General features: G+C 74.8%; 20 protein-coding genes. 9 read left to right on the top strand and 11 right to left on the bottom strand.

What is annotated here, in order from left to right; genetic code table 11:
* The first annotated feature begins 60 nt into the window (after positions 1-60).
* The 3 genes from J2S46_RS21365 to J2S46_RS21355 are packed head-to-tail and all read left to right on the top strand — an operon-like array spanning position 61 to position 3,637.
* Positions 61-1,530, top strand: coding sequence for an AMP-binding protein (locus J2S46_RS21365; RefSeq protein WP_229912197.1), 1,470 nt, complete (start codon positions 61-63; stop codon positions 1,528-1,530).
* Positions 1,527-2,678, top strand: coding sequence for a cytochrome P450 family protein (locus J2S46_RS21360; protein WP_191288460.1), 1,152 nt, complete (start codon positions 1,527-1,529; stop codon positions 2,676-2,678). Before J2S46_RS21365 ends, J2S46_RS21360 begins: the two co-directional genes overlap by 4 nt.
* Positions 2,666-3,637, top strand: coding sequence for an NAD-dependent epimerase/dehydratase family protein (locus J2S46_RS21355; protein WP_307350821.1), 972 nt, complete (start codon positions 2,666-2,668; stop codon positions 3,635-3,637). Before J2S46_RS21360 ends, J2S46_RS21355 begins: the two co-directional genes overlap by 13 nt.
* A gap of 93 nt (positions 3,638-3,730) precedes the next feature.
* Here the strand turns inward: J2S46_RS21355 and J2S46_RS21350 are convergent, their stop codons facing one another.
* A complete protein-coding gene (locus tag J2S46_RS21350; protein ID WP_073929259.1) occupies positions 3,731-3,931 on the bottom strand; it encodes a DUF5326 family protein in 201 nt (66 codons plus the stop codon).
* A 363-nt stretch (positions 3,932-4,294) separates the two neighbouring features.
* Between J2S46_RS21350 and J2S46_RS21345 the strand changes: the two genes are divergently transcribed.
* A complete protein-coding gene (locus J2S46_RS21345; protein WP_191288461.1) occupies positions 4,295-5,599 on the top strand; it encodes a hypothetical protein in 1,305 nt (434 codons plus the stop codon).
* A 162-nt stretch (positions 5,600-5,761) separates the two neighbouring features.
* On the opposite strand, the gene tenA is transcribed toward J2S46_RS21345, so the two are convergent.
* Positions 5,762-6,448 (bottom strand): thiaminase II, encoded by a 687-nt coding sequence (gene tenA, locus J2S46_RS21340; RefSeq protein ID WP_191288462.1) that lies wholly within the window; start codon positions 6,446-6,448, stop codon positions 5,762-5,764.
* A gap of 186 nt (positions 6,449-6,634) precedes the next feature.
* The gene (locus J2S46_RS21335; RefSeq protein ID WP_073929256.1) at positions 6,635-6,952 is read right to left on the bottom strand and encodes a cupin domain-containing protein; all 318 of its coding nucleotides are present in this window, start codon (positions 6,950-6,952) and stop codon (positions 6,635-6,637) included.
* 447 nt (positions 6,953-7,399) lie between these two features.
* Here J2S46_RS21335 and J2S46_RS21330 point away from each other — a divergent pair, with 447 nt between their 5' ends.
* Positions 7,400-7,777 (top strand): phage holin family protein, encoded by a 378-nt coding sequence (locus tag J2S46_RS21330; protein WP_191288463.1) that lies wholly within the window; start codon positions 7,400-7,402, stop codon positions 7,775-7,777.
* Positions 7,778-8,234: 457 nt separating this feature from the next.
* Positions 8,235-11,315, top strand: coding sequence for a S53 family peptidase (locus J2S46_RS21325; RefSeq protein WP_229912198.1), 3,081 nt, complete (start codon positions 8,235-8,237; stop codon positions 11,313-11,315).
* A gap of 165 nt (positions 11,316-11,480) precedes the next feature.
* Here the strand turns inward: J2S46_RS21325 and J2S46_RS21320 are convergent, their stop codons facing one another.
* Both J2S46_RS21320 and J2S46_RS21315 read right to left on the bottom strand, forming a co-directional pair.
* Entirely contained in the window at positions 11,481-11,906 is a 426-nt protein-coding gene (locus tag J2S46_RS21320; protein WP_190211495.1) for an SsgA family sporulation/cell division regulator, read from the bottom strand.
* 315 nt (positions 11,907-12,221) lie between these two features.
* Positions 12,222-13,046 carry an IclR family transcriptional regulator gene (locus tag J2S46_RS21315; RefSeq protein ID WP_191288465.1) on the bottom strand — a complete coding sequence of 275 codons (825 nt, stop codon included), beginning with the start codon at positions 13,044-13,046 and terminating at the stop codon, positions 12,222-12,224.
* Between the two features lie 330 nt (positions 13,047-13,376).
* Between J2S46_RS21315 and J2S46_RS21310 the strand changes: the two genes are divergently transcribed.
* Positions 13,377-13,928 (top strand): NUDIX domain-containing protein, encoded by a 552-nt coding sequence (locus J2S46_RS21310; RefSeq protein WP_191288466.1) that lies wholly within the window; start codon positions 13,377-13,379, stop codon positions 13,926-13,928.
* Positions 13,929-14,090: 162 nt separating this feature from the next.
* On the opposite strand, the gene J2S46_RS21305 is transcribed toward J2S46_RS21310, so the two are convergent.
* From J2S46_RS21305 to pdhA, 4 genes are all read right to left on the bottom strand, one after another.
* The gene (locus J2S46_RS21305; protein WP_191288467.1) at positions 14,091-15,560 is read right to left on the bottom strand and encodes a globin domain-containing protein; all 1,470 of its coding nucleotides are present in this window, start codon (positions 15,558-15,560) and stop codon (positions 14,091-14,093) included.
* A 511-nt stretch (positions 15,561-16,071) separates the two neighbouring features.
* Complete coding sequence (locus tag J2S46_RS21300; RefSeq protein ID WP_191288691.1) at positions 16,072-17,397, bottom strand: dihydrolipoamide acetyltransferase family protein; 1,326 nt, start codon at positions 17,395-17,397, stop codon at positions 16,072-16,074.
* Complete coding sequence (locus tag J2S46_RS21295; protein WP_307350811.1) at positions 17,397-18,398, bottom strand: alpha-ketoacid dehydrogenase subunit beta; 1,002 nt, start codon at positions 18,396-18,398, stop codon at positions 17,397-17,399. The genes J2S46_RS21300 and J2S46_RS21295 overlap by 1 nt, the downstream gene beginning before the upstream one ends.
* Entirely contained in the window at positions 18,398-19,549 is a 1,152-nt protein-coding gene (pdhA, locus tag J2S46_RS21290) for a pyruvate dehydrogenase (acetyl-transferring) E1 component subunit alpha (protein WP_191288469.1), read from the bottom strand. The genes J2S46_RS21295 and pdhA overlap by 1 nt, the downstream gene beginning before the upstream one ends.
* 228 nt (positions 19,550-19,777) lie before the next feature.
* Between pdhA and J2S46_RS21285 the strand changes: the two genes are divergently transcribed.
* Entirely contained in the window at positions 19,778-20,245 is a 468-nt protein-coding gene (locus J2S46_RS21285) for an Lrp/AsnC family transcriptional regulator (RefSeq protein ID WP_229912200.1), read from the top strand.
* A 118-nt stretch (positions 20,246-20,363) separates the two neighbouring features.
* On the opposite strand, the gene J2S46_RS21280 is transcribed toward J2S46_RS21285, so the two are convergent.
* Positions 20,364-20,948: a TetR/AcrR family transcriptional regulator gene (locus J2S46_RS21280; RefSeq protein WP_191288471.1), complete on the bottom strand. Its 585-nt coding sequence runs from the start codon at positions 20,946-20,948 to the stop codon at positions 20,364-20,366.
* Between the two features lie 32 nt (positions 20,949-20,980).
* The gene (locus J2S46_RS21275) at positions 20,981-22,051 is read right to left on the bottom strand and encodes a glycosyltransferase family 2 protein (protein WP_191288472.1); all 1,071 of its coding nucleotides are present in this window, start codon (positions 22,049-22,051) and stop codon (positions 20,981-20,983) included.
* 327 nt (positions 22,052-22,378) lie between these two features.
* Between J2S46_RS21275 and J2S46_RS21270 the strand changes: the two genes are divergently transcribed.
* Positions 22,379-22,756: a GtrA family protein gene (locus J2S46_RS21270; protein ID WP_229912202.1), complete on the top strand. Its 378-nt coding sequence runs from the start codon at positions 22,379-22,381 to the stop codon at positions 22,754-22,756.
* Positions 22,757-22,798 lie beyond the last annotated feature (42 nt).

The following is a 22,798-nucleotide window of genomic DNA, read 5'->3' as shown; positions in this document are numbered from 1 at the left end:
CCGCCCGCAGCCCCTGCGTTCCCGCCCGCGCCCCTGCCGTCCGCACAGAAAGGTCCTCCCGTGCTGGAAACCCTCGTCCCGGCGCTGCGCGCCGCCGGCACCCGCCCCGCCGTCCTGCACCGGACCAGGACCGGCGCGGTGCGGACCCGGATCCGCGCGGCCGACCTCGCGGACCTCGCCGAGGCGTACGCCGCCGCCCTACACCGGCGCGGCCTGGCCCCCGGCGACACCCTCGGGGTGGCCGTCCGCCCCGGCCCGCGCGCCCTGGCCGTGATGCTGGCCGCGCACCACCTCGGGGTGCGGATCGCGGTACTGGACCCGTCCGCCGGGCCCGACGTGCTGCGGGCCCGGCTGTCGCTGGCCCGGCCCACGCTGGTGCTGGCGGACGCCACCGCGCAGGCGGTGGCCGGCTGGGCCCGGCCGCTGGCCCGCCGGGCCCGGCTCGCGCTGCCGCCGCTGGCCGCCCTCGGACCGGTCGCCACCCTCGGACCGCGGCTGCCCGGCTGCGCGCCCCGGCTGCGGCCGGCCGCCGGCGGCCCGCCACCCGCCGCCGACCCCGGCCCCGACGCGGACGCCGTGATCGTCTTCACCTCCGGAACCACCGCCAGCCCGCGTGCCGTGGTGCACAGCCGGGCCGGCCTGGCGGCGGGCCTGCGGACGGTCGCCGGACTGGTCCGCCCGCAGCCGGGGTCCACCGTCCTCGGCGGCACCTTCTTCGTGCTCGTCCCCGCGCTCGCCGCCGGCGCCACCGTCGCCCTGCCGGCCCGCTCACCGGGGGGCCTGGCCGGCCAGCTGCACCGGCTGGCACCGTCCGACACCTACCTGACGCCACCGCAGCTGCGCGCCGCACTGACCGCCGGGGCGCGCTTCTCCGGCCGGGTCTGGACGGGCTCCGCCCCGGCCGGCGCCGACCTGCTCGGCCGGGTCAAGCAGGCCGGCGCCGCCGAGGCCTGGAGCGTCTACGCACTGACCGAACTCTTCCCCGCCGCGGCCGTCGAGGAGGCCGAGAAGGCCGCCTGGACCGGGGACGGCGACCTGGTCGGCCACCCGCTGCCCGGTGTGCGGGCCGCACTCTCCCCGGACGGCGAACTGCTGCTCACCGGGCCCGGCGCCCGCCACCGCTACCTCGGCGAGGACCCCGACCCCTGGATCCGCACGGGGGACCGCGCCACGCTCACCCCGGACGGCCGGATCGCGCTGGCGGGCCGCTGCAAGGACATGGTGCTGCGCCGCGCCGAGAACATCTACCCCGGCCTGTACGAGCCTGCCCTGCACCTGCCCGGGGTCGAACTGGCCGTACTGGTCGGCGTCCCGGACGGGGACGGCGACGAGCGGCTGGTGGCTCTGGTCCAGCCGCGCTCCGGGACGGACGAACGGCGGCTGCGCTCCGCCCTGGAGGCACCGCTGGCCCGGATGGGCAGCGCCCGGCCGGACGCCGTCCTGTTCGCCGAAGTCCCGCTGGCCGGGCGCTCGCGCAAGCCCGACCGCGGCGCCGCGTCCCGGTTCTGCGCCGAGGAGCTGGCCCGGTGACCGCGCCGCTGGTGGGGCCGTACGCCACCCCCCGCAGGGCGCAGCGCACCGCCCGCCGCCGCGACCGCAAGGTCTACCTGCGCAGCCACCCGGTGCTGTTCGCGCTGCTCGCCGCCACCCGCCGCCGCCCGGTGGTCCGGATCGGCCGGACGGTCCTGGTGCACGGCGCCGAGGCCTACCGCGAGGTGCTGACCCGCGTCCCGCTGGACCGCACCGCCGCGGGCACCACGGGCGGCGCCGCGGCCCGGCTCACCGACGGCGGACTGCTCTTCGACCAGGACGGCGCCGGGCACCGGGCCGCCCGCCGCACGCTCGCCACCGACCTCGGCAGCGGCGCGGTCGCGCGGCTGCGCCCGATCTGGCAGGGCCTCCTCGGCGAGCGGCTCGCCGTCCTGGGCCCCGGCGGCCACGCCACCGTCGACCTGGTCGAACTGGCCGCGGAGCTGGCCGGTGCCACCACCGCCGCGCTGACCGCCTGCCCCGCCGATCCGCTCCTGCTCGCCCGGGCCGCGACCGACGCGGCCGCCGCCACCGCCCGGGACCACCTGCCCGGCCGGCGCCGCCCCGGCAGCGCCGACGCCGCCGCGCGGGCCGCCGCCGAACTCACCGCGCTGCTCCCCGACAGCCTGGACGCGATGCTCGCGGTGGCCGCGGTCAACACCACGGTGGCCGCCCTCCCGCGGGCCGCCGCCTGGTGCGCCGACGCCGGGCTCTGGGCGGGCCTCACCCCCGTCACCGCGCCCGGGCTGGCCGCCGAACTGCTCCGGCTGACCGCGCCCTCCCCGCTCCTGCCCCGGGTCGCCGCCGCCGACGCGACCGTCGCCGGCTGTCCCGTCGGCCGCGGCGACCGGCTGATCCTGGTCGCCCGGCACGCCGCCCGGGCCCAGGACGACACCCCGGCCGACCCGGCCTCCGCCAACCAGGCCGTGTTCGGCGCCGGCCCGCACGCCTGCCCGGGCGCCGGGCTGGCCCGCGCCCAGCTCGCCGACCTCCTGCTGGCCCTGGCGCCGTACCGGCCCGTCGTGGTGCGCGCCCGGGTGGACCGCCGCTCCGCCCTGCCCGGGTACGCCGAACTGCGGATGCGGGCCGGACCGCGGGCCGAACCACCGGCCGGGCCCGGACCGCGGGTGCGGAAGTGCGCGCCGTGATGCGGATAGCCGTCACCGGCGCGAGCGGCTTCTGCGGCTCGCAGGTGGCCCGCGCGGCCGCCGCGCAGGGCGCCGAGGTGCTCTGCCTGGGCCGCAGCCCGGGCCCGGTCGGCCGGCACGTCCCCTGGGACGCCACCGCCGGCCGCCCCGACCTGGCCGGCGCCCACCTGGTGATCCACTGCGCGGCGGCGGTCGGCGACCCGGCCCCCGGCTCCCCCGACGAGGCGCGGCAGTACGCCGTGAACGTCGAGGGCACCGCGCGGCTGCTCGAAGCGGCGGCCGGACGGCCGGTGGTCTGGGTGAGCAGCGCGAGCGTCTACGACCCGAGGCCCGACCGCTCGCTGGTGGGCGAGGACCACCCCACCACGGGCGGGCACCTGAACGCGTACGGGCGGAGCAAGGCGGCGGGCGAGCGGCTCGCGCTGGCCGCCGGCGCCGTGGTGCTGCGCCCCCGCGCGGTGTACGGGCCGGGGGATCCGCACCTGGTGCCACGGCTGCTGGAACGGGTCCGCCGGGGGCGGCTGCTGCTGCCCGGACCGGACGTCGCGCTCAGCCTCACCGCCGTGCAGAACCTCGCGGACGCCTGCCTCGCCGCCGCCGACTGGGCGCCCGGCGCGTACAACATCGCCGACGCCCGGCCGTACCGACGCGACGAGGCCGTCCGCCGGGTGCTGCGCGCCCACGACCGGGAGGCCCGGATCGGCCACCTGCCCGTCCGGCTGGCCGAGTTCGCGGCCCGCACCGGCCGGGTGCCGGGCCTGACCCCGTACGCGGTCGACCAGTTGGCCCGCAGCGTGGTGCTGGACATCGGCCGGGCCCGCGCCACCGGGTGGCGGCCCCGCTGGGACCTCGACACCGTCCTGCTGCGGGAGCGGCGGGAGCGGCTCGAACGCCGGGCCCGGCAGGAACGGCCGGAGCGGCGGGACCGGCCGGAGCGGCCGGAGCGGCCGGGCGCCTGAACCCGGCCCGGGCAGAGGCGGACCGGCGCCGGGCCGGGGAACGCCCGAGCGCCCGCACCCCCGGCCGGGGGTGCGGGCGCTCGGGCGTCGAGGTCAGCTCTTGGCGGCCTTCTTCACCAGGATCACCACGGCCGCGGCGATGCCCACCACCACCAGGGCCTTGAGCAGCAGTCCGATCAGGGCTCCCACCACGCCCACCACGAACCACAGGATGTTCCAGGCCAGGATCAGCACGATGATCGGGACGACGATGTTCCGCACCCACGAGGGCAGCGACTTCCAGAGCTCAGCCATGTCGGTTCCTTACTCTCCCCTCGGGCCGGCTGCCTTCTGGTGCCGCATCCCGTCTGCTTCGGTACTTCGATCGTACGGGTGCCGATGCGGCGGAACGAGGGGCTGCGGCCCCGAGAGAACCCGGAGATCACCCCGAGCCGCAACCCCGACGCCCGACCCCGAGTCCGGGTCGGATCCACGCCGGATCCGGGCCCGGCGGCCGGCCCGGAAGCGCGCGGGAATCCCCAACCCGCCCGCCGCGGACAAAGTTTCGAGACCCGTGCAACCCCGGCGGTCCGCCGGGGGTCTATCAGGTACGCGCGGCTTCACGGAGGCAGGCCGCCGGGCACCTCTGCGCTCCGTCCTCCTGGGGGAATCCACACCATGCTCCTGCGCCGCCCGGCAGCCGCCCTGGCCCTGCTCACGGCCCTCGCCCTGCCACTCTCCGCCCTCGCCACCGGAACGGCCACGGCCGCACCCGCCGTCGCACCCGCCGTCGCCCCGGCTCCCACCGCGCCGGCCGGCTACGTGCCGGTGAACCCGATCCGCGCCTACGACACCAGGAACTCGTTCCTCACCACGTGGGCGAGCTACTCGCCGATGGGCCCCGACGAGAACCTCACCGTCCCGCTCGCGCCCTACACCGGCCACATGCCGCCGGCCCGGGCGAACGTCGTCCCGGCGGACGCCACCGCCGTGGTGGTCAACGTGACCGCCACCGCCCCGACCACCGACGGCTACCTCAGTCTGAGCGCGATGGCGGGCGCCCCGCGGACGGTGCCGACCACGTCGAGCGTGAACTTCACCGTCGGGCAGACCGTGTCCAACCTGGTCACGGTGCCGGTGGCGCAGAACGTCTCCGTGCCCGGCTCCGGGGGGGACCAGCACCTGCCGACGATCAACGTCTACAACCACACCGGCGCGACCCATGTGGTGATCGACATCCTCGGCTACTACCAGCCCGGTGCCGCCGCCAAGTACGAACCCACGACGCCGACCCGGCTGCTGGACACCCGCGAGGGCTCCGGCACCAAGCTCGGGCCGGACACCAGCCGCGGCCTGGTCGTCGGGCGCGAGGACCTCGGCACGCGCGGCGCCACCGCCGTGGTCCTGAACGTCACGGTCACCGACCCCGACGCGGACAGCTTCCTGACCGTCTTCCCGCCCCTGCAGTTCGTGCCCAGCACCTCCAACATCAACTTCGCCCCCGGCCGGACCGTTCCCAACCAGGTGGTCGTGCCGCTGAACTACGGCGACAAGATCAACCTCTACAACCACGTCGGCAGCGTGCACGTCATCGTCGACCTGGTGGGGTACTACGGCCCCACCGGCCACGGGCTCTACTCCGCCATGGCGCCGGCCCGGCTCCTCGACACCCGGACGAGCGGGGGCAAGCGCCCGCCGTACAGCTCGACCACCGTGCCCGTGGCGGGCGCCGCGGGCATCCCCGCCGAGGCCACCGCCGCCACCCTCAACGTGACCGCGACCGAACCGGACACCGCCGGGCACCTGGTCGTGCACCCGGCGGGCACTCCCCTGCCGAACACCTCGAACGTCAACTTCACCGCGGGCGGGACCTCGGCCAACGGCGTCACCGCCAAGCTCGGGGGCGGCGGGGTGGAGGTCGACAACCGCAGCGGCGCCACCCACGAGATCGTCGACGTGACCGGCTGGTTCACCAACGGCTGAGCCGCCGCAGGGCCGCCGACGGCACCGTCCGGGCCGCCGGCACGACGGATGACGGCCCGGACGAAGGACGGTGGCCGGCCCGCGCTCGCGTCGCGGGCCGGCCACCGTCCATCCACCGGTCGCCGGACCGGCTCGGACCGGCTCGGACCGGCTCATGCCGGCTCAGACCGGCCAGGTCTCGCCGCGCCAGGCCGCGTCCCAGAACATCCACTCGTAGCGCGAGGTGGTGGTGAAGTGCTCCACCACCCGCCGCCGTTCGGCCGGGGAGACCTCCTCGCCGAGCCGGTCGGTGAGCGCCAGCACCCGGCGGACCACCGACTGGAAGGCCTCGTCGCCGTAGGTGGCGATCCACCTGGCGTACAGCGGGTCCGGCGAGGACTTGGCGAGCAGTTCCCGGCCGACCCGGGCGTAGATCCAGTAGCAGGGCAGCACCGCCGCCACCGCCTCGGCGAACGAGCCGCCGTAGACGGTCGCCAGCAGGTAGCTGGTGTAGGCCCGGGTGGTCGGCAGCACGGGCTCGGCGGCGGCCTGCTCGGCACTGTCGCCGAAGGCGTCCATGAACTCGGCGTGCATGCCCTGCTCCGCGGCGAGCGCGCCCACCGCGTCGTCGGCGAACGCCCGGACGTCCGCCTCGTCGGGCGCCTTGGCGGCGCAGACGGCCAGGGCCCGGGCGTAGTCGCGCAGGTAGTGCGAGTCCTGGACGACGAAGTGCCGGAAGGCGGCCCGCGGCAGGGTCCCGTCGGTCAGGCCGCCGAGGAACGGATGGTCGAGGATCTTCGCGTAGACCGGCTCGATCGACGCCCACAGCTCGTCGGTCAGGCTGCGCGGCTCGGTGCGGCTCGGGGTCATGGTGCTGCTCCCTCCCTGTCCCGGACGGGGCGCTCCCCTGTCACGGCCAGGTTCTGGCGGTCGACGCGGCCGCCGGCACCCGGCATCACCTGCCGTACGTGCCGGCCGGCGTCCTCTCAGCCCGCTGCCACGGGCTCCCGCGGTGATCACGGACTGGTCGGGGCCGACCCTACCCGCCGGGCCCGCTCAGTCCTCCGGCGGGGAGAACACCACCAGCACCCGCAGTTCCTCGGTGATGTGGTGGAAGCGGTGCGGCACCCCCGCCGGCACGTAGGCCACGGTGCCCCGGCCGACGGTGGTGGTCTCGTCCCCCACGGTCAGTTCGGCCCGGCCGCTGACCACCTGGTAGATCTCGTCCTGGGCGTGTGCGGTCTGCGGGTCGGTGTCGCCGGGGGAGAGGGCGTAGAGGCCGGCCGACATGTGGCGCTCCTTCAGGAAGCGCAGGTACGCGCCCTCGTTCGCGGCACGCTCCGCGTCGAGCTGGTCGAGCCGGAACACCTTCATGCCGGGACCGTGCCGGAGCCGGCGGCCCGAACCGCGCCGGCGGACGCGCCGGACGCGACCGGGAGGGGGACGAGGGCCGGGCGGGCAGCACCGGTCGGGTCGGGAATCATGGGGCGAGCTCCTTCCGAGCCTCGCGGGACAGTGCCAGGGACGCGGCCGTGGACGGCGGCTGCGGCTGCGGCTGCGGCTGCGGCTGCGGCTGCGGCTGCGGCTGCGGCCGATCGTACCTCTCCGCCCCTGGCCGGCCCGGCCGGCACGGGAGTTGTCCGCAGGCGCCACGGGTCCGGCCGTCCCGCTCCGGCGTCCCGGACAAGCCCGCTGCTCAGGCGGCTCCGAGGGGTCGGGGCGGCCCCGAAAAGTGAGGGCCTCCGGGCCTAGGTTCACGGCCCCCGGGTCGGGCATCGTATGTACCAACCTCCGGCCACCAGATGGGATACGTGTTCAACCGTGAAATCTTTCGCCATCAAGACACTCATCAACGCGGCGGCGATCTGGGTCGCCGCCTGGATCGTCACGGGCATCACCCTGTCGGGACAGGACACCTGGGGGCAGCAGACGCTCACCGTGATCGCGGTGGCGCTGATCTTCGGCGTGGTGAACTGGCTGATCAAGCCGGTGGTGAAGCTGTTCTCGCTGCCGCTGTTCGTGCTGACGCTGGGCCTGATCACCTTCGTGATCAACGCCCTGATGCTGTGGCTGACCTCGTGGGCCTCGGACAAGCTCGACCTGGACTTCCACGTCGACGGCTTCTGGGCCGCCCTGTTCGGCGCGCTGATCATCAGCCTGGTCTCCTGGGGCCTCAGCCTGGCCCTCGACAAGGACTGACCGCGGCCGGCCGTCCCGGTCCCTCCCCCGCACCCGTCCCAGCGCCCGCCCGGCTCCCCGAGCGGGCGCCGGCATGTGCGCGCGGGCGTGTGGACGGCAGAGCGGGCGCAGGAGCGCGGGTCCGAGCGGGTGCGCGCGGGTGCGCGCGCGGGCTCGGGCGTGGACCTGGGGCGCCGTGGCGGGGCGAGGCACGGTGAACAGGGCCCGACGGGTCGACGGCCCGGTCCTGATTGTCGTACCGCGACTGATATAACGACCCTCGGTGATCCCACCGTCGGGGGTCGGGGGAGTCGAGGGGGCTTCAGGCCGTTCCACGGGCACGGCCTTCCACAGCATGTCCGCCTCGGGCCGGATCCGCCGCCGCCCGACGGCGCGACCTGCCCGGCCGACCGCTCCGGGGTCACCACAGAGGCTGCGTCCGCAGCACCTCGCTCCCGTACGTACCAGGAGATTGTGGATGGCCAATCCCACGGATCCGCCGAGCGGATTCCGAATAGCCGGGCCGGCCACGGCCCGGGCCCGGCGCATGTCGTCACGACGCCTGCTCACCGGCTCCGCGGCCACCGCGCTGGTGGCCGCACTGCTCGTCCCGGGCACGGCGTTCGCCGACAGCCCGTCACCGGCGCCGCAGCGGGTCGGCACCGCGCCCACCGCGCCGGCCGGCGCCGTCGCGGCCACCGCCCCGGCCGCCGACACGGTGCTCCACCTCGGCGTCACCCTGTCGCCCCGCGACCCGCAGGCCCTGACGAGCTTCCTCACCGCGCTCTCCACGCCGGGTTCGGCGCAGTACCACCAGTACTTGAGGACCGGTGAGTTCGGTCAGCGCTTCGGCGCCGACCGGGCGACCCTGCAGAGCGCGGCCGAGGCCCTCGCCGATCTCGGCCTGCACCCCGGCACGGTCGGCGCGGACGGCCTCACCCTCCCGGTCACCGCGACGGTGGCGGAGGCCGAGAAGGCCTTCGGCACCGACATCGCCGGTTACCGGCTGGCCGACGGCCGGACCGCCTACGCCAACACCAGGGCGCCGGAGCTGCCGGGCAGCATCGCCGCTTCGGTGGCCGGCGTGGTCGGCCTGAACACCCTGGCCACGGCCCGCAGCAACCACACGCTGCCGGACGGGGCGGCCGCCGCACCCCAGGCCGCGCCCAAGGCCGCCGCCGGCGACGGCGCCGGCGTCGCGCCGCACGCCACCGGTACGCCCCCGCAGCTCTGCCAGTGGGTCCAGGACTGGCAGAAGCAGAGCTACGGCCGCGAGGACTACCGGGACTACTACAGCAGCAACGCGCTGGCCTCCGTCTACAGCATGCCGGCCACCGCCGGCGGTGCGGGCAGCACCGTGGCGCTGTTCGAGCTGGAGGACTACTCCGACGCCGCCGTCGCCGCCTACCAGCAGTGCTACGGCACCAGCACCTCGGTCTCCCGGGTCAGGATCGACGGCGGACCGACGCACGCCCCGGACCTCAGCAACTACGGCATCGAGTCGGCACTCGACATCGAGACCGTCCTCGGCCTGGTCCCGAACGCGAACATCCTGGTCTACCAGGGCCCGGACGCGCAGTTCGCCACCAGGACGAACGTCCTGGACGTCTACCGGGCGATGGTCAACGACAACCGCGCCCAGGTGCTGTCCACCAGCTGGGGCGTCTGCGAGGCGGACGCCGACCCGGCGATGCTGGCCAGCGAGAACCTGATCTTCCAGCAGGCGGCGGCGCAGGGCCAGACCGTGGTGGCCGCCTCCGGCGACAGCGGGTCCGCCGGCTGCTTCCGGGACGGCGGGGCCCCCGACAACCGGATCAGCACCGACGACCCGGCGAGCCAGCCGTACGTCACCGGCGTCGGCGGCACCTCGATGACCGGGCACGCCGGGGACCTGGTCCAGTCGGCGTGGAACCGCGGCGGAGCCACCGGCGGCGGGGTGTCCCGCAGCTGGGCCCTCGACGCGGCCACCGGGTTCCAGGCCGGCAGCACCGGCCCGGGCTACAGCGGCGCACCCTGCACCGCGCCGGCCGGCCAGGCCTGCCGGCAGGTCCCGGACGTCGCCGCGCTGGCGGACGGCTCCAACGGCTACCTGATCGCGGTCGGCGTGGACGCCCAGGGCCAGCAGTACTGGGGCCGGATCGCCGGTACCAGCGGCGCGGCTCCGGTCTGGGCCGCCGTCGCGGCCTCCGCCAACGCCTCCGCGCTCTGCGCGGCCGGCGGACCGCTGGGCTTCCTCAACCCCGCGCTCTACCGCGCCAAGGGCAGCTCGGGCCTCCTCGACGTCACCACGGGCAACAACGCCTACACCCCGTCGGGCTACGCCGGGTCCCTCTACCAGGCGGCGGCCGGCTACGACCTGGCCACCGGCCTCGGTGCCCCGAACGCGAGCGCCCTCACCAGCACCCTGTGCGCCGCCCTCCCGGAGAGCCCGGCCGGCACGTTCAAGGCCGTCGCACCGACCCGGCTGCTGGACAGCCGGGACACCGGCGGACAGACCGCGGGCAGCGCCGTCGGCGCCTACCAGACGCTGTCGCTGAAGATCGCCGGCCGGGCCGGCGTCCCCACCCAGGGCCTGACCGGCGTGGTGCTCAACGTGACCGTCACCCAGCCGCGGGCGGACGGCCACCTGACCGTCTACCCGTCGGACAAGGCACTGCCGGGAACCTCCAACATCAACTGGGTGAAGGGGACGACCATCCCCAACCTGGTCACCGTGCCGGTCGGCGCCGACGGCACCGTCAAGCTCTACAACGGCAGCTGGGACGCCGCCCACCTGATCGCCGACGTGTTCGGGTACTACACGACGGCGTCGGACGGCTCGACCTTCACGGCCTCGGGCCCGACCCGGATCCTGGACACCCGGGACGCGGCCGGCCAGACCGGTGGCCGCCCCGCGGACCCGTACCAGGCGATCGGGCTGGCCGTCGCCGGCCGGGCCGGCCTGCCCGCCTCGGGCGTCACCGCTGTCGTGCTCAACGTGACCGTGACCGACACCCGCTCGGACGGCCACCTGACCGCCTACCCCTCGGGCGGCGCCGCCGCGACGTCCAACCTCAACTGGGCCGGCGGGCAGACCATCGCCAACCAGGTGATCGTCCCGGTCGGGGCGGACGGCAAGGTCGTCCTGCTGAACGACACCTGGACGAGCACGCACGTGATCGCCGACGTGTTCGGCTACTTCACCGCCGACACAGGCGGCGCCAAGTTCCACACCACGGTGCCGCACCGGCTGATGGACACCCGCACGGGCATCGGGACCTCCCCCGAGCCGCTCAGCGACCACGTGATCCGCTACCTGTCCCTGGACTGGAACGGGCCGCTGACCCGGGCCAGGGCCGTGGTGCTCAACGTGACGGTGACCGAGCCGCTCAGCGACGGGCACCTGGACATCTACCCGCTCAACGGGACCAACACGGCCTCGGCGCTGAACTGGAGCAAGGGCCAGACCATCGCCAACCACGTGACGGTCACGGTGGGCACGTCCGGCACGATCAGCATCGTCAACGGGGGCTGGTCGACCGCCCACGTCATCGTCGACGTGCTCGGCTACTACGGCTGAGCCGCGGTGGCGGCCGTGCCGCCACCGGCCGACCGGGAGCCGGCCGGCACACGGAGGGGCCCTGCACCGCGGGGCCCCTCCGTCCTCGTCCGTCCGGGCGCGGACACCCCGCGCCACCCGCGCCGGGTGCCCGCGCCCTCCTCGCGGAGGGCCCCACCGGCCCGGTCAGCCCGCGTTCTCGCACCCCTTGAGGATGTCGGCGAGCTCGGCCTCCAGCTCGCCGCCGGTCAGCTCCTCGCCCATCGGCACCAGCCGGTCGGCGCGGGTCAGGAAGGCGATCAGGGGCGGCGCCGAGGCTCTTAGCAAGGCGTCGCCCTCGGGGGAGTGCAGGACGATGCAGACGTCGGAGAGCTCCTCCCCGCCGACCGGGTGGATGTGCACGTCACCCTCGCCCGTCGGGCGGCTGATCCCGTCGAGCAGCAGCTCCCGGGCGAACACCCAGGTGACCGGTGCGTCGCCGGGCAGGTGGAAGGTGAAGCGGACCGCGTAGGGGTCGCTGGGGTCGTATTCGAGATCGACCACGATGCGGAAGGAGAGCTCGTTCGAGACCACGAGGTTCATGACCACGTGGCCCTGGACTGTGCTGTGCATGCGCCAGTACCTCTCGTTCTGCCCGGCCGTGCGTGCTGATCGGTCCACCGATGGCCGGACACTGCAGTTCGCTGTGTAGGAACGGTGCCCCGGGTGGGCGCTCCACCCGCCGGTGAGGCGGGATTTCCCCGAGCCCGGGAGCTGGAGGCGGGAGTGCGGCTCGCGACTGTGAAAAGTCCTGCCAATTCTGTACTTTCGCCCCGATTCCCCGTTCAAACCTCATCCTCCACGTTTGGGGAGGTAGTGGACAAGGTGTGCTTTTTCAAATGGTGAACGAGGTGGACGCCGTGCCGGCGCCTTCGCGGCGCGGTGCCGTCAGAGGACGAACGAGGGGGACATCGCACCGACCTTGACCCGGAGCTGCTCGGCCGCGGCCGCCAGCCGGTCCGCCTGCTCCAGCGGGAGCGACAGCGCCATGGTGGCCACCAGCGAGCCGACCGTGATCGGCACCGCGGCGCACACCGTACCGAGCGCGTACTGCTGCCGCTCGACCACCGGAACGGTGGGCGTGATGGCGCCGAGCACCCGCAGGACGGCGGCCTCCCGGGCCGGGGTCGACGGGGTGAGCCCGACCGGCGGGTGGCGCGCGAGGTGGTCCCGCCGGGCCTCCTCGGGAAGCTGGCCGAGCAGGCACTGCCCGATCGCGTGCGCGTGCGCGGTGGCCCGGAGGTCGGCCCAGACCTCCACGGCCGGCTGGTTCGGACCGGACGCCACGTCCACCACTTGAACCTCCCCCTCCTCGTAGACCGCGAGATAAACCGCCGCCCCCAGTTCGTCCCGGAGCCGCTCCATCCGGGTCCGCAGCTCGGTGCGGCCGGCCTGGCGGCCGTCGGCGCGGCTGATGCCCTCCACCGAGTCGCCGTAGAAGAACCTGCCGTCGGCCCGGCGCAGGTAGCCCTCGTGGGTCAGGGTGCGGAGCAGGTGGTAGGTGGTGCCCAGCGGGAGACCGGCGGCGCGCGCGAGCTGCTTGGCCGTGGCGCCCTGGAGGAAGCCCCCGACCGCCTCCAGCAGGCGCAGCGCCCGCTGGACGGAGGCGATCAGGGTGGGCTGGCGGTCCTTCTTCCCCGCCGGCCGGGTCGTGGACGCCCGGGCCGGCCGTCCCCTCCGGACGGTGTTCGACGTCTCCGCGATCCGATCCATGACCACACCAAGCCCCCAGCCCCAGTCAGTGCACAGGAGGGCAAACGGAGGGGATTGCTCCGATTTGCCCAGCGGTCGCTCATTGCAGCACAGGGCGGGTCGCGTCGCAATCACAGTCGTACGTATCACCCGCGAATGACCTTCGATTCCAAGGCATGAGTCGCTCCCTGTCGATGACTGGCGAAAGCTGGGGGCGATCGGCCCTTGGCATTCAAGATCGATTGGCCCTGCTCCCCCGCGGCCCGAACGGACGCACCCGGGCATGGCCGCGTTTGGCCGCACCGCACCTGCGGCAGACTCCCGCACAACGCTCCAGCCCTGGAGGTGGCCATGGCCAACCCGCCGCGTCCCGTCGTCAAGCGCACCGCGCGGGCGATCCTGCTGGAACTCGACCCCGACGACGCGCACGGCCAGGCCTCCATCGTGCTGATCAAGCGCACCCGGCCCGGCAGCCACCCGTACTGGATCACCCCCGGCGGCGGCGTGGAGCCCGAGGACCGCACGGTCGTCGAGGCGCTCCACCGCGAGGTGGACGAGGAACTCGGCGGCAAGGTCGTGGACGTGGTCCCGGTCTTCGTCGACACCATCAGCCACCCCCACCCGCACACCCCCGGCGGGAGCACCCCCGCCGACGCCGCCGCCCTCGCCCACCCGCACGGCGTCAAGGTGCAGCACTTCTTCGTCTGCCGGCTGGCGGCCATGGACCCGTCCCGCCGGCACGGCCCCGAGGTGGACGAGCCGCAGGGGGAGTACGAGATCGTCCGGCTGCCGTTCACCCGCGAGGGCGTCACCTCGGTCAACGTGGTCCCCCCGAGCCTGCGCGCCTTCCTCGCCGCCAACATCGAGGGCGTCCGCGCGATGCTCGCGCCCGACCTCGGCTGAGCCGCCGGCACCCGGGGCCCACCGCCCGGGAAGGCCCCCGGAAAGGCGTCCGGGAAGGCAGCCACCGGGCCGGTCGGGCCCGCAGCGCCGCCGGCCCGGGCGCCCGGGCCGGCGCGGAGCCGTGGACACGGGGGCGGGCAACCGCACGGGCCGGGCACCGGTCTACGCCGCCGCCAGGTCCCCGACCAGGTCGTGCCGGATCCGCCCCGGCGCCACCCCGGCCCGCAGCAGCACCCCGACCGAGCGGCGCACCATCGCCGGCGGGCCGCTGAGGTACGCCTCCCGGCCGGACCACGGACCGAACCGGGCCACCACCTCCGGCAGCTCGCCCGTGAGGGGGGCGTCCGGCCCCGCCATGCCGCCGGGTCCCGACAGGACCGGCCGCACCGACAGCCACGGGTGCCGCCCGGCCAGCCTGCGCAGCGGCTCCAGCCCGTACAGCTCGGCGTCCCGGCGGGCACCGTAGAACACCTCGACCGCGCGGCCGGCCGCGCCGTGCTCGGCGATCTCCTCCACCAGCGCGCAGACCGGGGCGATCCCCGTCCCGCCGCCCAGACAGAGCAGGTCGCTGCCGGACGAGTGGTCCAGCACCATCGAGCCGGCCGGCGGCCCGAGCCGGAGCACGTCCCCCGGCGCCGCCCGGCGCACCAGCGCGTTGCTGACCCAGCCCGCCTGCACCGCCTTGACGTGGAAGGTCAGCAGGCCGTCCGGCCGGGGCGCCGTGGCGAACGAGAAGTGCCGCCAGACCCGCGGCCACCAAGGGGTCTCCAGCGTGGTGTACTGCCCCGCCCGGTACGGATAGGCCTGATCGGGCCGGACGGTGATCACCGCGATGTCGCGGGTGGCCTGCTGGTGCGAGACCACCTCGGCCTGCCACCAGGCCGGGGAGGTCCGGGCGGCGCCCTCGGCCGCGTCGATCATGATGCCGGAGATCAGCCGGTAGGCCCGGCGCCAGGCCAGCTCGGTGTCGGCGTCCCAGCGGCTGCCGGCGAACCGGGCCAGCGCCGCCAGCAGGCACTCGCCCACCGGGCCGTAGTGGCCGCTCAGCGTGCCGTACTTGCGGTGCCCCCGGCCCAGGCCGGTCAGGTACTCGGTGAGGCCGGCCGGGTCGTCGGCGCTGCGGGCGGCCTGCAGCAGGGCACGGAACAGGCGGTCGCGCTGGACGTCCATGGCGGCCGGGAAGAGCGCCCGGACCTCGGGATGGTGCAGGAAGATCAGCGCGTAGAAGTGTGCGGTGGCCCGGTCCGCGACCGGCTCGACCACGGCCAGGGTGTCCCGGATCAGCCCGATGTCCCGGGCGGTCGGCGGCAGTTCGTCGGGCCCGGCCGCGGGCGGGCCCGCGCTGCCGCCCGCCGCGCCGCCCACTGCTCCTGCCGCCGCGCCCGCCCCCGGGACGGCCTCCACCCGGTGCTCCGGGACGGGGATCGGGCCGGCAGCCCGGTCGGGGGCGGGATCGTCGAGGGTGCGGACCGCCCAGGCCCGGCTCCAGTTGTCGCCCGGGCCGGCCCAGTTGAGGCCGGGTGCGGCGGCGAGCCGCGGTGCGAGGGCCAGGCCGGCCCCGGCCGGGGGCGTACTCGGGGCCGGGGGGAGCGCGTGGGGCGCCCCGGGGATCGAGGGCGGCACGGACGGCATCGCCGGGATCGGAGGCGCCGGCAGCCGTCCGGGGGCGGGCGCCGCCTCCGGGTCCGGGACCGACGCACCCGGGACGGGCGGATCCGGGACCGACGCACCGGGGGCCGACGCACCCGGGACGGACGGCTCGCCCGGGCCGGCGCCGGGGCTCCTCTCGGCGCCCTGGTCGGCACCCGGTTCGGCCCCGCTCCGCGGCACCGGCGGCAGTCCCGGCACGGCCGATGCCGTGGCCGATCCGTGCCCGGCCCGGACCAGGAGCGCTCTGGGTTTCTTCACAGCAACTTGACGAGTACTCAAGAGAATCGTTTCGCCTCCGGCCGACCCTGCAACCACCCGGCTTGTCCCTGCTGAAGCCTTCGGTAGCGTGGCACGCCCGCACAGCTCATCCGACAAATCACGCGAAGCCCGGACACACGGCCCGTCCGCGCGCTACGCTCCCCCGACCTATGACCGTCGCCCTGGGTACCGGATCCGGTACCCAGGGCGACGACAGTTCCAGGCCTGGCCGCTCTCAGAGCTGGCGCATCACCATGCCCGGCTGCTCCACGCAGTCCGCGACGAAGCGCAGGAACCCGCCGGCCGTACCACCGTCGCAGACCCGGTGGTCGAAGGTGAAGGACAGCTGGGTCACCTGCCGGACCGCCAACTCCCCCTGGTGCACCCAGGGCTTGGCGACGATCCGGCCGACCCCGAGCATGGCCGCCTCGGGGTGGTTGATCAGAGGGGTCGATCCGTCCACACCGAACACACCGTAGTTGTTGAGCGTGAACGTCCCGCCGGTGAGCTCGGCCGGGGTGAGCGAGCCGGCTCGCGCCGAATCCGTCAACCTGGCCAGTTCGGCACCGAGTTGGACGGTGTTCAGCAGATGCGCGTCGCGCACCACCGGGACCACCAGTCCGCGTTCGCTCTGCGCCGCGAACCCCAGGTGCACGACAGAGTGCCGCCGCAGGGCCACCGGGGTGCCGGAGGCGTCGCACTCCACGCTCGCGTTCAGCTCCGGGAACCGGGCCAGCGCGGCCGTGGAGATCCGGGCGAGCAGGGCCAGCAGACCGATTCTCGGCCCGCTCCCGCCGTTCAACTGCTCGCGCAAAGCCAGGAGTTCGGTGGCGTCGGCATCCACCCAGCAGGTCGCGGCCGGGATCTCCCGGTGGCTGAGGGTCAGCTTCTCGGCGATCGTCCGGCGCAGACCGCGCAGCGGGACGGCGCCCTCGGCGGTGGCCGCCGCGGGCCGCGGAGCGCCGTTCGCCGGGGCCGCGGCCGCGGCGGCCACCGCCCGGTCCACGTCCGCGCGCAGGATCAGCCCGTCGGGACCGCTGCCGGTCAGTGCGGCCAGGTCGATACCGTGCTCCCGGGCGCTGCGGCGGACCAGCGGCGAGATCACCGCGACCACCGCCGGAGCCACCGGCCGCGCCGGCGCCGGAGCGGGCGGAGCGGTCACGGCCGTGACGGCGGCGGCGCGGCCGACGGGTCCGCCCGGGCGGACCCGGCCGCGCCGGGCCCCCTTGCCGCCCTCCGAGGTGCCGTAGCCCACCAGCACGTTGCCCGACCCGCCGGACGGTGCGTCGAGATCCGAACCGGCCGGGTCGCCGGACGGGGACACCGCGACCGTCACCAGTGCCGCGCCGACCGGCACCTCCTCCCCCGGCTCGCCGAACCGGGCGGTGACCACCCCGCCGTACGGGCAGGGCACCTCGACCACGGCCTTCGCCGTCTCCACCTCGACCACCGGCTGGTCGACCGCGATCACCTCGCCGACCTCGACCATCCAGCGGACCACCTCCGCCCCGGTGAGCCCCTCACCGAGGTCGGGCAGCGTGAACTCGCGTACGACGGGCATCATCCTCGGTCCTCCCACTGGAGCCGGGCGACCGCGTCCAGGATCCGGTCCACCCCGGGGAGGTGGTGGTGCTCCAGCATCGGCGGCGGGTACGGGATGTCGAAGCCGGTCACCCGCAGGACGGGGGCGGCCAGGTGGTGGAAGCACCGCTCGGTGACCCGGGCGGCGATCTCCGCGCCCGTCCCGCCGAAGCCGCTGGCCTCGTGCACGACGACCGCCCGGCCGAGCGAGCGCACCACCTGGCAGACCGTCTCGTCGTCGAAGGGCACCAGGGTGCGCAGGTCGAGCACCGCGAGGTCCCAGCCCTCGGCCTTCGCCGCCTCGGCCGCCTCCAGGCAGACCGGCAGCGAGGGCCCGTAGGTGATCAGGACGGCGGAGCTGCCGGTCCGCCGCAGCACGGCCCGGCCGATCGGCTCGACCGGGGCGGCCGGGTCCAGGCCGTCCTTGCCCCAGTAGAGGCGCTTGGGCTCCAGGAAGACCACCGGGTCGTCCGAGGCGATCGAGGCCCGCAGCAGGCCGTAGGCGTCGCCGACGGTGGCGGGCGTGACCACGTGCAGACCGGGGGTCTGGGCGTAGTACGCCTCGGAGGAGTCGCTGTGGTGCTCGACCCCGCCGATGCCGCCGCCGTACGGGATCCGGATGGTGATCGGCAGCGGCAGCTTGCCCGCCGTGCGGTTGCGCATCTTCGCGACGTGCGAGACGAGCTGTTCCATCGCCGGGTACGCGAACGCGTCGAACTGCATCTCGACCACCGGGCGCAGCCCGTACATGGCCATGCCGATCGCGGTGCCGAGGATGCCGGCCTCCGCGAGCGGGGTGTCCAGGCAGCGGTCCCGGCCGAACTCCGCGGTCAGCCCGTCGGTGATCCGGAAGACGCCGCCGAGCGCGCCGACGTCCTCGCCGAGCACGTGGACGCTCCGGTCCTCGCGCATGGCGTCGCGCAGCGCCGCGTTGAGCGCCTGCGCCATGGTGCTGGTCCGCACCGGTGTTGCTGTGCTCATCAGTGCTGCACCTCGGCCTCGGCGGCCAGCTCGGCGGCGAGTTCGGCGGCCAGCTGGGCCGCCTGCTCCCGCAGTTGCGGGGTGGGCTCGGCGTAGACGTGGGCGAACAGCGACATCGGGTCCAGCTCGGCGTCGCTGTGGAACTCCGCGCGCATCCGGGCGGCCAGCGCCTCGGCCTCCTCGGACGCCTGCCGCACGAGCAGGTCGTCCAGCAGCCCGGCCTCGCGCAGGTGGCGCTCCATCAGCAGGACGGGGTCGTGCTCGCGCCAGGCGGCGACCTCCTCGTCCTCGCGGTAGCGGGTGGCGTCGTCCGCGTTGGTGTGCGCCTCCAGCCGGTAGGTGAGCGCCTCGACCAGGGTCGGACCCCCGCCGGAGCGGGCCCGCTCGACGGCCTCGCCGAGCACCGCGTGCACCGCCGGCGCGTCGTTGCCGTCCACCAGCCGGCCCGGCATGCCGTAGCCGACGGCCTTGTGGGCCAGGCTGGGCGCGGCGGACTGCTGGGTGAGCGGCACCGAGATCGCGTACCCGTTGTTCTGCACCAGGAAGACCACCGGGGCCTGCAGCACCGCGGCGAAGTTCAGCGCCTCGTGGAAGTCCCCCTCGCTGGTGCCGCCGTCGCCGAGCATCGCCAGCGCCACGACCGGCTCGGCGCTCAGCCGGGCGGCGTGCGCCAGGCCCACCGCGTGCGGGGCCTGGGTGGCCAGCGGCGTGCAGAGCGGCGCGGTGCGGGTCGCCCGCGGGTCGTAGCCGGTGTGCGCGTTGCCGCGCAGCAGGGTGAGCGCCTCCAGCGGGTCCACCCCGCGGGAGACCACGGCCAGGGTGTCGCGGTAGCTCGGGAACAGCCAGTCGCCGGCGCCCAGCACCATCGCCGCCGCGACCTGACAGGCCTCCTGGCCGGTCGAGGCCGGGTAGACGGCCAGCCGGCCCTGCTTGGTGAGCACGGTGGCCTGCTGGTTGTAGCGGCGGCCGACGACCAGCCGGCGGTACAGCTCGCGCAGCAGGGCCGGGTCGTACTTCTCCAGCGCCGGGGTGCCGAGCACCCGTACGGGGGAGGCGTCCGGGAGCAGCGGCGCCGGGTCGGTGCGCGGGGCGGTGGCCCCGGGCCGCCAGCCCGGCACGGACGTGTGGTGTCTGTGATCGAGAACGGTCATCTCGGGCACCTCCAAGGGGTGGGGGAGGGGCTGCGGGGGCAGCGGGGTGGTGCCGTGGTGCAAGGGGCCGCGACCGGGTCGGCGACGGATTCCTCCCTACCGATTGTTCGGTTGTCTGTTCATTCTGACCACAGCTGCGCCAAGGTGGTGGACAATCGGCCGCGACAGCGGTCTGCTGGAAGCAGCACGTCCATATCCGAGGGGTGGGGGGCCATGTCCGCTGAACAGATGTCCAGAGCGAAGGAGCCGGTCACCCCGTTGGACCGGGTCGACAGGTCCATCCTGCGCCTGCTCCAGCAGGACGGCCGGGCCTCGATACGCTCGGTGGCCGAACGCGTGCACGTCTCCCGGGCGAACGCCTACGCGCGGATCTCCCGGATGATGGACGACGGCGTGATCCGGGGCTTCACCGCCCGGGTCGACCACGAGCGGGCCGGCCAGGGCGCCTCCGCCTACCTCACCCTGAAGATCGTCCAGAACTCCTGGCGGGCGGTCCGCGAACAGCTCCTGGAACTGCCCGGGGTGGCGCACATCGCGCTGGTCGGCGGCGAGTTCGACGTGCTGCTGCTGGTGCACACCGCCGACAACCGGGCCCTGCGGGAGCTGGTGCTGGGCCGCATCCAGTCGATCCCCCAGGTGCTGGCCACCCAGACCCTGATCGTCTTCGAGGAGACCGACCAGGTACCCCCCGACTGAGCCCCCGGCCCGCAGCGGGCGGAAGGACCACCCGACGTACGGAGCGGCCCTCACACCGGGCGTCGACCTGCGGGAGGGTACGGCCGCGAGCGGGCCGCAGGGTCGCGCCGAGCCTCGATCAAACGGCCCGCAGGCCGTCGAAGGCCAGGCGGACGACCGTGTCGGCGACGCCGTCGGCGGTCCGGATGCCCGGTCGGTACCACTCGACGATCGAGTTGATCATGCCGAAGAGGAGCCGGGTGGCCAGGCGCGGGTCGACGTCCGAGCGCAGTGCGCCGTCGGCGACGGCGGCCCGGACGAGTTCGGCGACCCGGTGGTCGAACTCGCGGCGGCGCTCCAGCGCCCACTGCTCGGTCGCGGTGTTGCCGCGCACCCGCAGCAGCAGGGTGACGTACGGGAGCTCGGCGAGCAGGACCTCGGTGGTGCGACGCACGACGTGCTCCAGCCGGTGCACGGCCGGGCCCTCGGTGGCGGCCGGTTCGCCGAGGATGCCGAAGAGGCCGTCCAGGGCCCGCCCGACGGCGAGCCGGAGCAGCTCCTCCTTGCCCCGCACGTGGTGGTAGATGGAGGACTTGGAGATCCCGGCGGCGCGGGAGAGGTCCTCCATCGAGGTGCCGTCGTAGCCCCGCTCGTTGAACACGTCGACGGTCACCGCGAGCAGCGACTCCACGGTGTAGGCGGTGCGGGTGGTGTGATCGGCCATCCTCCGAGTATCCCCGGCGGCCGGACGAAGGATCAGGCCGGGGGCAGTTGACCGGCCTCGGGCCGGCCGGAGGGCACCAGCGGCTCGGCGGCGGCGGAAGCGGCGGAAGCGGCGGGGGTGGCGGGGGTGGCGGCGGCCGGGGCGGCGGCTTCGGCGGGACGGCCGCTGTCGCTGGCGATGAAGTAGGTCGGCCGCTGCTGCACGGCGGTGTAGATCCGTCCGACGTACTCGCCGAGCAGGCCGAAGCAGATCAGCTGGACCCCGCCGAGGAAGAGCATCGCGGTGAACAGCGACGTCCAGCCGGGCACGGTGTTGCCGAGCGCGTAGGCCGTCAGGGTGAAGACCAGCATGGCCAGACAGGTGAAGAAGCTGACGACGCCCAGCCAGGTGGCGAGCCGCAGCGGGGCGGCCGAGAAGCTGGTGATGCTGGTGATGGCGAGGCCGACCATCTTGCGCAGCGGGTACTTGGTCTCGCCGGCGGCGCGCTCGTCACGCTGGTAGGTGACCTGCCCGCTGGGGAAGCCCAGCCAGGGCACCAGCAGCCGGTAGACCTGCTGCTGGTCCGGCAGGGTCTTGAGGGCGTCCACGGCCTCGCGGCTGAGCAGCCGGAAGTCCCCGGCCTGCGAGGGGACGTTCTTGCCGACCAGCCGCCGGATCAGCCAGTAGTAGGCGCCGGCCGTCCGGCGCTTGAAGCCGGTGTCGGTGGAGCGGTCCGAGCGGATCCCGTAGACGATGTCCAGGCGCTGGGCCCTGGCCAGCGCCAGCATCTCGGGGATCTTCTCCGGCGGGTCCTGGAGGTCGGCGTCGATGCTCGCCACGTACGCCCCGCGGGCGCTGTGCAGGCCGGCGGTGAGGGCGGCCTGGTGGCCGGAGTTCCGGCGCAGCGCGACCACCCGCAACTGCGGCCAGCCGGCCCGGAGGTCCTCAAGCCGGGCGGCGGTCTTGTCGGTGCTGCCGTCGTCGACGGCGACCACCTCGTAGCGGACGCCGGTGCCGTCCAGAACGGCACGGAGGCGGTCGACGAGGACCGGCAGGACCTCCTCCTCGTTGTACATGGGGATGACGACGGAGAGCTCGGTGCGGTCGTGGTGCACTGCGGTCATCGGTTGTCCTGGCCCATGGGAGAAGAAGGTGAGCGGCTGGTGTCGCGAACGGGTCAGGGAGTGCCGTCCACGCCCATACCGTAGACTGCGCCGATGCCGAGTGGGAGCTTTGCGGTCCGACAACTGTCGATCGGTACAGACCAATATTCTCCCCGGCCGACCGTAAGGCAGGGTTTTCCGACTCCTCGACCCAGGGTTCCGTGACCGATGCCGTCCGACTCCGATCACGACGACACGCCGCGACCGGCGGTACCGACGCCCGCCGCCGAGCCGGCGGGGGCGGGGCGATCCGGGGCGGGGCGACCGGGGGCCGTCCGCCAGCTGCCCGTGTTCGCCGTCGTCGGCGTGGTCTCCACCGTCGCCTACCTGGGCCTGTACGTCGCCCTCAGCCCGGCCGTAGGCGACCGGACCGCCAACCTGATCGCGCTGCTCGTCACCGCCGTGGCCAACACCGCCGCCAACCGGCGCTTCACCTTCAAGGTGCGCGGGTCGGCCGGGGCGGCCCGGCACCAGGTGCAGGGGCTGGTCGCGTTCGTGGCGGGGCTGGCGCTCAGTGACGGCGCGCTGGAGGTGGTCGCGCGGGTCGCGCCGGACGCCTCCGCCACGGTCAAGGTCGGCGCCCTGATCGCGGCCAACGCGGCGGCCACGCTGCTGCGTTTCGTGCTGCTGCGACTGTGGGTCTTCCGAGAGCCGGCAGACCGGTGAAGCTCCAGGGCCAGGTCTGGACCAATGTCCTAGACTCGGCGC

Source organism: Kitasatospora herbaricolor, from assembly GCF_030813695.1.
In the GTDB taxonomy this organism is placed as follows: Bacteria; Actinomycetota; Actinomycetes; order Streptomycetales; family Streptomycetaceae; genus Kitasatospora; species Kitasatospora herbaricolor.
The sequence above is the reverse complement of the archived record's forward strand: the minus strand, read 5'-3'. Positions and strand labels throughout refer to the sequence as shown.

What these genes read in the sequence shown, in the direction of transcription:
- J2S46_RS21345 (WP_191288461.1), top strand. Translation starts at nt 4,295, where the DNA reads ATGCTCCTGCGCCGCCCGGCAGCCGCCCTGGCCCTGCTCACGGCCCTC.
- pdhA (WP_191288469.1), bottom strand. Translation starts at nt 19,549, where the DNA reads ATGACCGTTCTCGATCACAGACACCACACGTCCGTGCCGGGCTGGCGG.
- tenA (WP_191288462.1), bottom strand. Translation starts at nt 6,448, where the DNA reads ATGACCCCGAGCCGCACCGAGCCGCGCAGCCTGACCGACGAGCTGTGG.
- J2S46_RS21350 (WP_073929259.1), bottom strand. Translation starts at nt 3,931, where the DNA reads ATGGCTGAGCTCTGGAAGTCGCTGCCCTCGTGGGTGCGGAACATCGTC.
- J2S46_RS21335 (WP_073929256.1), bottom strand. Translation starts at nt 6,952, where the DNA reads ATGAAGGTGTTCCGGCTCGACCAGCTCGACGCGGAGCGTGCCGCGAAC.
- J2S46_RS21320 (WP_190211495.1), bottom strand. Translation starts at nt 11,906, where the DNA reads ATGCACAGCACAGTCCAGGGCCACGTGGTCATGAACCTCGTGGTCTCG.
- J2S46_RS21280 (WP_191288471.1), bottom strand. Translation starts at nt 20,948, where the DNA reads ATGGCCGATCACACCACCCGCACCGCCTACACCGTGGAGTCGCTGCTC.
- J2S46_RS21305 (WP_191288467.1), bottom strand. Translation starts at nt 15,560, where the DNA reads ATGCCGTCCGTGCCGCCCTCGATCCCCGGGGCGCCCCACGCGCTCCCC.
- J2S46_RS21300 (WP_191288691.1), bottom strand. Translation starts at nt 17,397, where the DNA reads ATGCCCGTCGTACGCGAGTTCACGCTGCCCGACCTCGGTGAGGGGCTC.
- J2S46_RS21285 (WP_229912200.1), top strand. Translation starts at nt 19,778, where the DNA reads ATGTCCAGAGCGAAGGAGCCGGTCACCCCGTTGGACCGGGTCGACAGG.
- J2S46_RS21325 (WP_229912198.1), top strand. Translation starts at nt 8,235, where the DNA reads ATGGCCAATCCCACGGATCCGCCGAGCGGATTCCGAATAGCCGGGCCG.
- J2S46_RS21295 (WP_307350811.1), bottom strand. Translation starts at nt 18,398, where the DNA reads ATGAGCACAGCAACACCGGTGCGGACCAGCACCATGGCGCAGGCGCTC.
- J2S46_RS21315 (WP_191288465.1), bottom strand. Translation starts at nt 13,046, where the DNA reads ATGGATCGGATCGCGGAGACGTCGAACACCGTCCGGAGGGGACGGCCG.
- J2S46_RS21275 (WP_191288472.1), bottom strand. Translation starts at nt 22,051, where the DNA reads ATGACCGCAGTGCACCACGACCGCACCGAGCTCTCCGTCGTCATCCCC.
- J2S46_RS21310 (WP_191288466.1), top strand. Translation starts at nt 13,377, where the DNA reads ATGGCCAACCCGCCGCGTCCCGTCGTCAAGCGCACCGCGCGGGCGATC.